This is a genomic window from Sinomonas sp. B1-1, assembly GCF_050474465.1.
GTDB classification, from domain to species: Bacteria; Actinomycetota; Actinomycetes; order Actinomycetales; family Micrococcaceae; genus Sinomonas; species Sinomonas flava.
Genome location: NZ_JBCHVF010000001.1, coordinates 91,949 through 103,862 on the forward strand (window position 1 = coordinate 91,949; position 11,914 = coordinate 103,862).

At 71.5% G+C, this 11,914-nt stretch carries 13 protein-coding genes; all 13 read left to right on the top strand.

Annotation, left to right across the window (positions count from 1 at the left end):
- Position 1 precedes the first annotated feature (1 nt).
- A complete protein-coding gene (gene ftsW, locus ACQ5BE_RS00430) occupies positions 2-1,447 on the top strand; it encodes a putative lipid II flippase FtsW (protein WP_430295011.1) in 1,446 nt (481 codons plus the stop codon).
- Positions 1,448-1,485: 38 nt separating this feature from the next.
- Positions 1,486-2,589: an undecaprenyldiphospho-muramoylpentapeptide beta-N-acetylglucosaminyltransferase gene (murG, locus tag ACQ5BE_RS00435; RefSeq protein ID WP_430295013.1), complete on the top strand. Its 1,104-nt coding sequence runs from the start codon at positions 1,486-1,488 to the stop codon at positions 2,587-2,589.
- Positions 2,586-3,998 (top strand): UDP-N-acetylmuramate--L-alanine ligase, encoded by a 1,413-nt coding sequence (gene murC, locus ACQ5BE_RS00440; RefSeq protein ID WP_430295015.1) that lies wholly within the window; start codon positions 2,586-2,588, stop codon positions 3,996-3,998. Before murG ends, murC begins: the two co-directional genes overlap by 4 nt.
- On the top strand, positions 3,988-5,106 hold the full coding sequence (locus ACQ5BE_RS00445) for a cell division protein FtsQ/DivIB (protein WP_430295017.1): 1,119 nt from the start codon (positions 3,988-3,990) through the stop codon (positions 5,104-5,106). Before murC ends, ACQ5BE_RS00445 begins: the two co-directional genes overlap by 11 nt.
- 183 nt (positions 5,107-5,289) lie before the next feature.
- Entirely contained in the window at positions 5,290-6,525 is a 1,236-nt protein-coding gene (ftsZ, locus tag ACQ5BE_RS00450; protein WP_430295018.1) for a cell division protein FtsZ, read from the top strand.
- Positions 6,522-7,247 (top strand): polyphenol oxidase family protein, encoded by a 726-nt coding sequence (locus tag ACQ5BE_RS00455; protein WP_430295019.1) that lies wholly within the window; start codon positions 6,522-6,524, stop codon positions 7,245-7,247. Before ftsZ ends, ACQ5BE_RS00455 begins: the two co-directional genes overlap by 4 nt.
- A complete protein-coding gene (locus ACQ5BE_RS00460; RefSeq protein WP_430295021.1) occupies positions 7,240-7,962 on the top strand; it encodes a YggS family pyridoxal phosphate-dependent enzyme in 723 nt (240 codons plus the stop codon). The genes ACQ5BE_RS00455 and ACQ5BE_RS00460 overlap by 8 nt, the downstream gene beginning before the upstream one ends.
- Positions 7,963-8,042: 80 nt before the next feature.
- Entirely contained in the window at positions 8,043-8,558 is a 516-nt protein-coding gene (locus ACQ5BE_RS00465) for a cell division protein SepF (protein ID WP_413250687.1), read from the top strand.
- Between the two features lie 8 nt (positions 8,559-8,566).
- Complete coding sequence (locus ACQ5BE_RS00470) at positions 8,567-8,854, top strand: YggT family protein (protein ID WP_208712354.1); 288 nt, start codon at positions 8,567-8,569, stop codon at positions 8,852-8,854.
- Positions 8,855-8,992: 138 nt separating this feature from the next.
- Positions 8,993-9,637 (top strand): DivIVA domain-containing protein, encoded by a 645-nt coding sequence (locus tag ACQ5BE_RS00475; RefSeq protein ID WP_430295022.1) that lies wholly within the window; start codon positions 8,993-8,995, stop codon positions 9,635-9,637.
- 71 nt (positions 9,638-9,708) lie between these two features.
- On the top strand, positions 9,709-10,272 hold the full coding sequence (gene lspA / locus ACQ5BE_RS00480) for a signal peptidase II (protein WP_430295023.1): 564 nt from the start codon (positions 9,709-9,711) through the stop codon (positions 10,270-10,272).
- Positions 10,265-11,191, top strand: coding sequence for an RluA family pseudouridine synthase (locus tag ACQ5BE_RS00485; RefSeq protein ID WP_430295024.1), 927 nt, complete (start codon positions 10,265-10,267; stop codon positions 11,189-11,191). The genes lspA and ACQ5BE_RS00485 overlap by 8 nt, the downstream gene beginning before the upstream one ends.
- A 78-nt stretch (positions 11,192-11,269) precedes the next feature.
- Positions 11,270-11,854 (top strand): hypothetical protein, encoded by a 585-nt coding sequence (locus ACQ5BE_RS00490; RefSeq protein WP_430295025.1) that lies wholly within the window; start codon positions 11,270-11,272, stop codon positions 11,852-11,854.
- Positions 11,855-11,914 lie beyond the last annotated feature (60 nt).

Genomic DNA, 11,914 nt, shown 5'->3' on the forward strand with positions numbered 1-11,914 from the left:
CATGGCGGGCACAGCGCAGCGGGACCGGGGCGCACCCGCCCCCCTGCAGGGCGCAGCGCGGCTGTGGCTCCGCCTGGTCAAGCCCACGGGGTCCAGCTCCGGCGCGAGCTACTACCTCATCCTCGCGGCCACGCTCGCGCTCACCGCGATCGGGGTCATGATGGTGCTCTCCGCCTCGAGTGTGGAGAGCATCGCCGCGGGGGAGAGCCCCTACACCGCGGCCCTCAAGCAGAGCCTCTTCGGCCTCGCTGGCCTTGCGGGGATGATGGTGCTCTCGCGGATCAACGTCCGCTGGCTCAAGCGGCTGGCCTGGCCCGGCATCGGCGCGACGGTCGTGCTCCTGGTCCTGGTCCAGGTCATTGGACGCCGTGTGCTCGGAAACCGGAACTGGATCGACATCGCCGGGTTCAGCCTCCAGCCGTCCGAGTTCGCGAAGCTCCTGCTCGCGCTCTGGATGGCCACCATCCTGAACAAGAAGGCCGCGCTCCTGGACAACTGGGTCCACGCGCTCGTGCCCGTGGTGCCCGTGGGGCTGGCGGTCGCGCTGCTCGTCATCTGGGGCCATGACCTCGGCACGACCCTCGTCATCCTGTTCGTGGTGATGGCTGCGCTGTTCTATGCCGGGGTGCCGACCAAGCTCTTCGTAGCGTCCGGGCTGCTCCTCGCTGTCGGGGCCGCCGGCTTCGCCGTCACCAGTCCCAACCGCATGTGCCGGATCTACAACTGGGTCGGCCAGAACCCCGACTTCTGCACGGCCGACGGCGGGGACTTCGGCTACCAGGTGCAGAACGGCCTCCAGGGCCTTGCCTCGGGCGGATGGTTCGGGGTGGGGCTCGGCCAGAGCAGGCAGAAGTACAGCTGGATCCCGGAGGCGCACAACGACTTCATCTTCGCCGTGCTGGGCGAGGAGCTGGGACTGGTCGGCACCATCCTCGTCCTCGCCCTCTTCGCGGTCCTGGCAGTGTCGGTGTTCCGCGTGGTCTCGCGGCAGGACGAGCTGTTCCCACGGGTGCTCGGGGGCACCATCATGGCCTGGATCCTCGGCCAGGCGGCGATCAACATGGCCATGGTGACCGGCATCGCGCCCGTGATCGGCGTGCCACTGCCGTTCATCTCCTCCGGCGGCTCGGCGCTCGTCAGCTGCCTGTGTGCGATCGGCGTAGTGTTGTCCCTGGCCCGCGAGGACATGCGTCTTGCGAAGGCCGCTCGGACGCCCCGCGGCCGGACGAGGTCCAAGGCTAAGGGCGGCGCCCTCGCCCGTGACCACCGCGCAGACGCTCCGAGGGCGTCCTCGGCCCGGTCTGCTCCGGTCTTCACGGGCGCGCGGGGACGGGCTGCCGCAGCCTCTCCCGGCAAGCTCCGGCAGCAGGAGAAGCCGGCGCAGAACGAAAAGCCAGCGCATGGCAAGAAGCCAGCGCAGTACGAGAAGCGGAAGGCCACCAGGTAGTCATGCCCCCCGAGGATCCGTCAGGGACCCCCGCCCAGATGTCCGCACGCACTGGTCTGTCCGTGGTGCTCGCCGGCGGCGGGACCGCCGGGCACATCAGCCCCCTCCTCGCGATTGCGCGCGCAGTGGCGGAAGCCGCTCCCGACGCGAGGCTCCTCGCCGTCGGCACGGCGACGGGCATGGAGACCCGGCTCGTGCCGGCCGCAGGGCTCGAGCTCGCGACGATCGACCGCGTGCCCCTGCCCCGCAGGCCCACGCTCGACCTCGTCCGGCTCCCGGGGCGCCTCGCCCATGCCGTGCGCCAGTCCGAGTCCGTCCTCGAGCGCGCCCAGGCGGATGTCCTCGTCGGCGTCGGCGGGTACGTCTGCACACCGATGTACCTGGCTGCGCGACGCAGGCGCTTGCCCATCGTCATCCACGAGGCGAACACCCGTCCGGGCCTCGCGAACCGTGTCGGTGCCCTCTTCACCCGGTGGGTCGGCAAGGCGTTCGAGGCAACGAAGCTGCGCCACGCGAGGCTCGTCGGGATGCCGATGCGCCGCGAGGTCTCCGCGCTCGACCGCGCGGCTGCGCGCCCGGCGGCCCGGAAGGCCCTCGGCCTCGACCCGGAAAGGCCTACCCTCGTCGTGACGGGCGGGTCCTCCGGCGCGGCGAGCATCAACGCGACGTTGGGTGCCTCGCTCGCGGCGCTCGCCGCTGCCGGAATCCAGACCCTGCACATCACCGGGCGCGGAAAGGCCGTCACGGGCGGCGACGGCAGGCTCCTGGAGGCACCCGGCTACCACCAGGTCGAGTACGTCGATGGCATGGAGACCGCCTACGCCGCCGCCGATCTGATCCTGTGCCGTTCGGGAGCGGGAACCGTGTGCGAGGTCGCGGCGGTCGGCCTGCCGGCGGTCTTCGTCCCGCTGCCGGTCGGCAACGGCGAGCAGGCACTCAACGCGCGGGGCCTCGTCGAGGCAGGAGCCGCGCTCCTGGTCCGCGACTCGGAGCTGACGCCGGACTGGCTCACCCGTGAGGTACTGCCGCTCCTGGGCGACCCGGGCAGGCTCGACGAGATGGCCCGGCGGGCCCAGACGCTCGGGGTACGGGACGCTGACAGGACGATGGCACAGATGGTGATGGAGGCGGCACGCGGATGAGCGGCACGAACACGGAACAGGGCGCGGGGGCGACCGGCCTCGACGCGCTGGGCAGGGTCCACTTCGTCGGCATTGGCGGCGTCGGGATGTCGGCCGTCGCCCGTGTCATGATCGCCCGGGGCGTTGCGGTGAGCGGGTCGGACGCGAAGGACCTGCCGGTCATGGCGGACCTTGCCGGCCTCGGCGCCCGGGTGGCCGTGGGGTACAGCGCCGAGAACGTGGGCGACGCCGAGACGGTCGTCGTCGGCTCGGCGATCCGTCCGGACAACCCCGAACTCCTCGCTGCCCGGGCCCGCGGCCTTCGGATCCTGCACCGCTCTGAGGCGCTCGCCGCCGCGATGGAGGGCAGCCGCGTCGTCGCCGTCGCGGGCACGCACGGGAAGACGACGACGACTTCGATGACCACCTGGATGCTCCGTGGGGCGGGTCTCGACCCGAGCTTCGCGATAGGGGCCAACATCCCCGCGCTCGGCGTGAACGCGGCCTCCGGGGAGACTGACATCTTTGTCGCCGAGGCCGACGAGTCGGACGAGTCCTTCCTGAACTATCGGCCGCTGATCGAGATCGTGACCAACGTCGAGGCCGACCACCTCGACCACTACGGGACGGCCGAGGCCGTCCACGCGGCCTTCGATGCCTTCGCGGCGCTCCTGCCCGCGGACGGTGCGCTCCTGGCGTGCGCGGACGACGCCGGCGCCCGCGCCCTCGCCGAGCGTCTCCGGTCTGCTGCGAACGCCCCGAGGGTCATGCTGTACGGTACGTCACCCGACGCCGATGTCCGGGTCCGCTTCGACCCGGCCGGCTCCGTGGTCGACTTCGCCGGAGCCACCCATGCGCTTCCCCTGACCGTCCCGGGACTCCACAATGCCCTGAACGCGGCCGGTGCCTTCGCGGCGGCGGTGATCCTGGGCGCGGATGCCGGAAAGGCCGCCGCCTCCCTGGCCGGCTTCAGCGGCGCCGCGCGGCGCTTCGAGTTCAAGGGCGAGGAGGGCGGGGTGCGCGTCTTCGACGACTACGCCCACCACCCCACCGAGGTGCGCGCCGCGCTCGCGGCGGCCCGCGCCGTCGCCGGAGGACATGGGGTGCACGTCCTCTTCCAGCCCCACCTGTTCTCCCGGACCCGAGAGTTCGCGGCCCAGTTCGCCGAGGCGCTCTCGGCCGCGGACACCGTGCGCGTGCTCGACATCTACCCGGCGCGCGAGGACCCCATCCCGGGGATCACGAGCGAGCTCGTGACCTCGAAGCTGCCCACGGGCTCGTACGCGTCGGATGCCGGCCGGGCCGTCGCGGAGCTCGCGGGCGCGGCCGCGGCAGGGGACATCATCCTCACCGTCGGCGCCGGCGATGTGACGGCCCAGGGCGAGGTCCTGCTCGCGGCGCTGCGGGAGAAGGGCAGCCGTGCCCGGTAGCGGCCGGATCCCGCGCGTTCCGCGGGTCGCGCGCCCCTCGGCTCCGGCCGAGGGGCAGCAGGGCGACGCCGAGGAGGCCCGCGTCCGGCTGGGCCGCGGCGCCAAGGTGACCGTCCTCGGTGCGGCGGCCCGGGGGAGCGACGACTCCCAGCCGCAGACAGGCGCTGATGCGCCCGGGACGCCGCAGGGCTCGCAGGCGCCGTCCGCGGGAGCGGATTCCCCGAGCGTGCGGGAGACGCCGCCGTCGCGCGGACGCCCGTGGTTCCCCGGGCGGGGGAGTGGCACGCCTGCCCGGAAGCCGGCCGGCGCGTCTCCGTCTCGGGTGGCACCGCGCGAGCCAGCACGCGACGATGCGCCGGGAGCAGCGGGATCCACTGCGGACGTCCTCGCGTTCCCGGAGCCGCCGCGCCGGCGCCGACGGCGGCGGACGCTGACCGCGGCGGCCGTCGCGGTGGTGCTCGTGGCCGGTCTCATGGCGCTGGTGCTGTTCACGCCGCTCATCGCGGTGCGTTCGGTGGTCGTCCAGGGCACACACCTGCTCTCGGTCCAGCAGGTGGAAGCGGCCCTGGCGCCGGTCATGGGGCGGCCGCTGGCGCAGGTCGGCGACGACCAGGTGCGTTCGCTCGTCTCCCCGCTCGTGCAGGTCAAGGCCGTCTCGGCCCGGGCCGTGCCGCCCGACACGCTCGTCGTCACGGTCACGGAGCGCGTGCCGGTGGCGCTGGTGAAGAGCGAGGGCAAGCTCCTCGTCGTCGACGGCGACGGCGTGGTCCTGGGGGAGGCATCGGACACGTCCCAGTACCCCGTGCCCGTGATCGACGGCGCTGCGATGCCTCTCGGCCAGGAGGTGTTCAAGGCCGTCACCGCCGTCCTGGCCGCGCTGCCCGCGGACGTCCTCGGCCAGTTGGCGACCGCGACGGCGCAGTCGGTAGACTCGGTCGAGCTGCGGCTCACGGACGGCCGCAGCGTCGTGTGGGGGAATGCCCAGGAGCGGGAGCTCAAGGCGACGGTCCTCGCGGCCCTCATGAAGGCCGCCGAGAACCCCCAGAAGGGCCAGGCCCCTGCTCGGGTCTTCGATGTGAGCGCGCCCCGCCACCCGGTGACGCGCTGATGCGCAGGCCTCACAGACCGGCGGATTGCCGCGACACACCATCACGGTCGTTGCGCGGTCCAAACGCGACCCATACCGTCGAGGGCAGAAGCTACTTGACATAACATTAACCTTCAAGTGGAGGGTTAAGGTTAGGCTCCCGGCTTCTCGCACACAGCAGGCTTCGAACAAGGGACACTCAACGTGGCAGCACCGCAGAACTACTTGGCCGTCATCAAGGTCGTCGGCATCGGCGGCGGTGGCGTGAACGCAGTCAACCGCATGATCGAAGTCGGTCTGCGAGGGGTCGAATTCATCGCCATCAACACGGACGCCCAGGCGCTGCTCATGAGCGACGCGGACGTCAAGCTCGACGTCGGCCGTGAGCTCACGCGCGGCCTCGGCGCGGGTGCCAACCCTGAGGTCGGGCGCCAGGCGGCAGAGGACCACGCGGACGAGATCGAAGAGGTCCTGCGTGGGGCCGACATGGTCTTCGTCACCGCTGGCGAGGGAGGCGGCACCGGCACCGGTGGTGCGCCCGTCGTCGCTCGGATCGCCCGTTCGCTCGGCGCGCTCACCATCGGCGTCGTGACCCGCCCGTTCACGTTCGAGGGCCGCCGCCGCGCGACCTCGGCGGAGAACGGCATCGAGGCGCTGCGCGACGAGGTCGACACCCTCATCGTCATCCCGAACGACAGGCTGCTCTCGATCAGCGACCGCAACGTCTCGGTGCTCGACGCCTTCCGCTCTGCGGACCAGGTCCTGCTCTCCGGTGTCCAGGGCATCACGGACCTCATCACGACTCCTGGCCTGATCAACCTCGACTTCGCGGACGTCAAGTCCGTCATGCAGGGCGCGGGCTCCGCGCTCATGGGCATCGGCTCGGCGCGCGGAGAGGACCGCGCCGTCAAGGCCGCCGAGCTCGCCATCGCCTCCCCGCTCCTCGAGGCCTCGATCGACGGCGCCCACGGCGTCCTGCTGTCCATCCAGGGCGGCAGCGACCTCGGCCTCTTCGAGATCAACGAGGCCGCGCGCCTCGTCCAGGAGGTCGCCCACCCCGAGGCCAACATCATCTTCGGTGCGGTGATCGACGACGCGCTCGGAGACGAGGCCCGCGTCACGGTGATCGCGGCGGGCTTCGACGATGTCAGGGCGACCTCGCCGTCGCTCGAGGACGTCAAGTCAGCGCAGGCGCAGGCGTCCCAGTCCGCCGCAGCGCCCCAGCAGCCGGCTGGCCCGTCTGCCGTGCCTGCCGCCCCCGTGTCTGCCCCGCGCTCGTCCCAGCCTGCCCCCGCGCATGCCGGCCTGAGCCAGTGGAGCCAGGGCCGCACCGGCATCCCCGCCGACACGGGCTTCGACGTCGAGCTCCCCGCCGTGGTCGAGCCGGACCTGTCCGGGGCGCGGAACGACGACCTCGACGTGCCCGACTTCCTCAAGTGAACAGCAGCACGGCCGAGTCCCCCTCTGCGCTGGGGCTCTTCTGGTGGCGCCGGGACATCCGTCCCGGCGTCACCGCCGCGTTCACCCGCGTGGAGGCGGGGAACCTCGCCTTCCATGTGGGCTCGGACGACGACGCCGTGGCCCGCCACCGGGCGGCGCTTGCGGAGGCGGCCGGGGTGGGGTCCTTCCAGTACATGAGCCAGGTGCACGGTGCCCAAGCCGCGTGGGCTGGGGAAGAGCCCGCCCCCACCGCGGACGCGCTCCTGTCGCGCGGCGAGCCGCTGGCGGTCATGGTGGCGGACTGCGTCCCGATCGTGGTCGCCGGGTCCTTCGACGACGGGACCCCGGCGCTGGCCGCCGTGCACGCAGGGCGCCCCGGCCTTGTCGCCGGCGTGGTCCCCTCTGCTGTCAGGCGCCTGAGGGACGCCGGCGCACGGGGCCTCGAGGCATGGATCGGACCGAGCATCTGCGGCGGATGCTACGAAGTGCCCGAGGCGATGCGCTCCGAGGTGGACGCCGTGGTGCCCGGGACCGCGGCGGAGACGCGCTGGGGGACCGCAGCGCTCGACCTGCCCGCCGGCGTCGTGCGCCAGCTCCGTGAGGCCGGGGTGCCCGTGCACACCGAGGCGTGGGCCTGCACCTACGAGCACGACGAGCTGTTCTCCCACCGCCGGGCGCCGGGCGTGGGGCGCTTTGCGGGCCTCGTGTGGACCCATGGCTGAGGAGCCCGGGACCGAGGCAAGGCGCCGTCAGCTTTCGGGCAGTCTCGAGCGCGTCCGCGAGCGCATCCGCCGTGCGACCGAGGCCGCGGGAAGGGACTCTGAGCCGGCGCTCATCGTCGTGACGAAGTTCCATCCCGCATCCGACGTCCGCCTGCTCGCCGAGCTCGGCGTCCGTGACGTCGGGGAGAACCGGGACCAGGAAGCCGCCGCGAAGGCCGCCGAGCTCGAGGAGCTGCCGCTCGCGTGGCACTTCATCGGCCAGCTGCAGACGAACAAGGCCAAGAGCGTGGTCCGCTACGCGGATGCCGTGCACTCTGTGGACAGGGCATCGCTGGTGTCCGCGCTTGGGAAGGCCGTGGCGGCCTCTGGCCGAGGCCGCGCGCTCGACTGCCTCGTCCAAGTCAACCTCGACCCCGACGCGGCGCCGGGACGCGGCGGTGCCCTTCCTGAGGAAGTCCCCAGGCTCTCTGACCTCCTGGCCGGGACCGAGGGGCTTCGTCTGGCGGGGGTCATGGCGGTCGCGCCGCTCGGGGAAGACCCGGCGGAGGCGTTCGCCCGACTGGCGTCAATCGCGGAGCGGATGCAGCGGCGCCACCCCGGCGCGGACATGGTCTCTGCGGGCATGAGTCAGGACCTCGAGCAGGCCGTCGCCGCGGGTGCGACACACCTGCGGATTGGCACCGATGTCCTCGGCAGGCGACCGCGCGTGCGATAGCTTCAGTAGCGCCGGGACCTTCTGGGCCGAGCGACCCGGCGCTGCGGTGCACCCAGCCCGGCCCGAGGACAGGAGTCGAGATGGCTGGCGCTCTGCGCAAGACGATGATCTACCTCGGTCTGGCGGACGGCGAGGAGCAGTTCGAGACCGAGGCCACCCACGCACGCACGGAAGAGGAACAGCCTGTGCACACCGAGCGCGAAGAACGCCGTCAGGCCCTGGCCACCCGCGAGCCGTCCCCGGCCGAGGTCGAGGAGTACCGGGCGCCCGTGACTCCCATCAAGCGGGCAGCGTCGGTGCGCGAGGACGGCGCCCTGCGGCAGATCACCACGGTCCACCCGCGCTCGTACAATGATGCCAAGGTCATCGGCGAGAGCTTCCGGGAGGGGATCCCCGTGATCATGAACGTCACGGACATGGGCGAGGCGGACGCGAAGCGTCTCGTCGACTTCTCCGCGGGCCTCGTCTTCGGGCTCCACGGAAGCATCGAGCGGGTGACCAACAAGGTGTTCCTCCTGTCGCCGTCCAACGTCGAGGTGCTGGGCGAGGACAAGAAGGTCGCCGACAGCCAGACCACCTTCTTCAACCAGAGCTGAGGGCCTCGATGGGCATCCTGTTCGCACTTCTATACCTGCTCCTCGAGGTGTTCTTCATCGCACTCGTCAGCAGGCTCGTGTTCGACTGGGTGCAGTCCTTCGCGCGCACGTGGAGGCCGCGCGGTGCCTCCCTCGTCGCGGCCAGTGCCGTGTATTCGGTCACGGATCCGCCGATGAGGCTCTCGCGCCGCTGGTTCAAGCCGCTCCGCATGGGTGCGATGAGCCTCGACCTGGCGTTCATCATCCTCGTGATCGCGGTTGTCATCGCTATGGCGATCGTCAGGAATCTCGCGTAGGTTCGAGGCCAACAGCACCGGCCGGGCCACGCTGTCAACCCCGTAGGCGGGCGTCAGGTGGAGCGGCGGGTAACAAATTCGATACGGTAGACACGGTGGCGGTAGCTGCCTGACTGACTAGACCAATGAGGTGAGCAGATGGCTCTGACGCCAGAAGACGTTGTCAACAAGCGCTTTCAGCCGACCAAGTTCCGCGAGGGCTACGATCAGGATGAAGTCGACGACTTCCTGGACGAGATTGTCATCGAGCTGCGCCGCCTGAACCAGGAGAACGACGAGCTCCGCAAGAAGGTCGCCGAGCTCACGGGGAAGCAGGGCGGCCCGCAGGCCGCCGAGAAGCCGGCCCAGGCCGCTCCGGTCCGCGAGGAAGCCAAGCCCGAGCCGGTCAAGGAGGTCGCTCCGGCTCCTGCCCCCGCCGCTCCGGCCGCGCCGTCCGGGGCCGGCCGCTCGTCGGTGGCCGAGTCGGCCGCAGGCCTGCTCGCCATGGCCCAGCAGATGCACGACAAGCACGTGCAGGACGGCCTCGACCAGCGCGACAAGATCATCGCCGAGGCGCAGATCGAGGCCAGCAGCCTCGTCAACGACGCGCAGGAGAAGTCCCGCAAGACCCTCGGTGCCCTTGAGCAGCAGCGCTCCGTGCTCGAGCGCAAGGTCGAGCAGCTGCGCGGGTTCGAGCGCGACTACCGCTCGCGCCTCAAGGCCTACATCGAGGGCCAGCTCCGCGACCTCGAGGCCCGCGGTTCCGTGGCCGCCTCGGAGATCACCGACAACGCAGAGGTCTGAGCCGCCTCAGCACGCGACGCCGGTGGCTGCCTCGAGCAGCCGCCGGCGTCGTCCTGCCACCGGAAAGAAGCATGGAACCCACCTCTCCAACACCGGGGCCGGTCACGCCGGCCCGCCGCCGCATCGGGCTGCTGGGCCTCCTCGCGGCGGCCGCCTACGTCCTTGACCAGCTGACGAAGCTGTGGGTGACGGGGACGATGGTCGAGGGCGAGCGGATTCCTGTGCTGCCGCCGCTGCTGCAGTGGTACTACATCCGCAATTCGGGTGCGGCGTTCTCCATCGGCGAGGGCGTCACGTGGGTGTTCACCATCATCATGACCGTCGTGTCCGTGGCCATCGTCGCCTACGCGCGGAAGATCCGGTCGGCCGGGTGGGCGGTGGGCCTCGGACTCGTGCTGGGCGGCGCTCTGGGCAATCTCACTGATCGGCTCTTCCGCGAGCCGTCCTTCGGCATGGGGCACGTGGTGGACTTCATCTCCCTGCCGAACTTCGCGATCTTCAACCTCGCCGACTCCGCTGTGGTCGTCGGGGTCTCCCTCATCTGCCTCCTGACGCTGCGGGGCATCTCCCCGGACGGCACGCGTGCGGCCAAGAAGGCCGTCACGGACGAGGCCCCGGGGGACGGGCGTGCCTGAGCGCGCCGTCGTCCCGGAGGGACTGTCCGGTGCACGTGCCGACGCCGTGCTCGGAGAGCTGCTCGGGCTCTCGCGCTCCGCGGCGGCAGCCCTGCTGGCGGCCGGCCATGTGACGCTGCGGGGCAAGGCGGTCGCGAAGTCGACCAAGCTCGCCGCGGGCGATGCGCTCGAGATCGAGCGCCCAGCGGTACGCGATCCCCTGGAAGTGGTGGTGGAGAAGGTGGACGGACTCGACATCCTCATCGACGACGAGGACTTCGTGGTCGTCGACAAGCCCGTGGGCGTCGCCGCGCACCCCTCACCGGGCTGGGTGGGCCCCACCGTCGTCGGCGGCCTCGCCGGTGCCGGCTTCCGCATCTCGACCTCGGGGGCGCCCGAACGCGCGGGAATTGTCCACCGGCTCGACGTCGGCACGTCCGGCGCGATGGTGGTGGCGAAGACCGAGCACGCCTACACCGTGCTGAAGCAGGCATTCAAGGACCGCACCGTCGAGAAGGTCTACCACGCGGTGGTTCAGGGCATGCCCGACCCGCTCGAGGGCACCATCGATGCTCCGATCGGCCGGCACCCGGGCTACGACTGGCGCTTCGCGGTGGTCGAGGACGGACGCCCGTCTGTCACCCACTACGAGGTCATCGAGGCGTTCGGGCGGGCCAGCCTCGTGGAGATCCACCTCGAGACCGGCCGCACACACCAGATCCGTGTCCACTTCGCCGCCCTGCACCATCCATGCGCGGGTGACCTGACGTACGGCGCGGACCCGCGCCTCGCCGCCGACCTGGGCCTCACCCGCCAGTGGCTGCACGCGTATCGGCTCGCCTTCGCGCACCCGCGCACCGGCGAGCGGGTCGAGGCAGTGAGCCCGTATCCCGTGGACCTCCAGTACGCGCTCGAGACGCTGCGCGGAGGCCACGTCTAGCGCTTCGCGGGCCGTTGACCCGGCGCACATCGCGCCCTACCCTCTGGGCAGGAGCGGCCATGCCGGGGCGGAGGAGTGATGGACCCGAGGGAGCGGAACCGTCGGAAGGCGGCACTCGTCGCGATGGCCGGCGGCGTGGTGTGGGGGATAGGCATCAGTCCCGTGCCCACGGTGTACACCGAGCCGGACGCGGAACGGCGGCTCGAACTCCTCAGCGCCGGCCGCCGCTCCTGGACTGTGGGGGAGCACCTCGCAGCCGCGGGCACCGCAGCGGTCCCAGCGGCCTTCGTGCGTCTGGCGCAGTCCCTGCCGCAGGGCCGCGCGAAGACACTGGTCGCAGTCGCCGCGGGCGCCCTGACCGCGGGAGCGCCGTTCTTCGTGTGGGAGCTCGCCGTGCGCACCTCGGACATCGAGCGCTTCGCGTATCGCCGCCTGCCGGCCTGGCCGTTCGCGACGTACGCGTGGCTCCATGTGGCCGCACTGGCCTCCCTGGCCGGGGCCCTCGCGACCCTGCGGGGCCACGGGAAGGAGGCTGCCGTTGTCGGACTGGTCGGCCTCGTGAGCGCCGGTGCCCTCGTGAGGACCGGGGACATGGTCCCCGCGGTCTTCTACCTGGCGGAGGAGGTCGCCGCGGCGAGCTTCGCCCGGCGCACGGTGCGCTGAGCGCACGACGGCGCGTCCCCGCCGTCGTGCCTCACGGAACCTCGGCGGGGCGGCGCCTAC

Bases quoted from the DNA above. Each gene is read 5' to 3' on its own strand.
- ftsW (WP_430295011.1), top strand. From the start codon at position 2: ATGGCGGGCACAGCGCAGCGGGACCGGGGCGCACCCGCCCCCCTGCAG.
- murG (WP_430295013.1), top strand. From the start codon at position 1,486: ATGTCCGCACGCACTGGTCTGTCCGTGGTGCTCGCCGGCGGCGGGACC.
- murC (WP_430295015.1), top strand. From the start codon at position 2,586: ATGAGCGGCACGAACACGGAACAGGGCGCGGGGGCGACCGGCCTCGAC.
- ACQ5BE_RS00460 (WP_430295021.1), top strand. From the start codon at position 7,240: ATGGCTGAGGAGCCCGGGACCGAGGCAAGGCGCCGTCAGCTTTCGGGC.
- ACQ5BE_RS00465 (WP_413250687.1), top strand. From the start codon at position 8,043: ATGGCTGGCGCTCTGCGCAAGACGATGATCTACCTCGGTCTGGCGGAC.
- ACQ5BE_RS00470 (WP_208712354.1), top strand. From the start codon at position 8,567: ATGGGCATCCTGTTCGCACTTCTATACCTGCTCCTCGAGGTGTTCTTC.
- ACQ5BE_RS00475 (WP_430295022.1), top strand. From the start codon at position 8,993: ATGGCTCTGACGCCAGAAGACGTTGTCAACAAGCGCTTTCAGCCGACC.
- lspA (WP_430295023.1), top strand. From the start codon at position 9,709: ATGGAACCCACCTCTCCAACACCGGGGCCGGTCACGCCGGCCCGCCGC.
- ACQ5BE_RS00490 (WP_430295025.1), top strand. From the start codon at position 11,270: ATGGACCCGAGGGAGCGGAACCGTCGGAAGGCGGCACTCGTCGCGATG.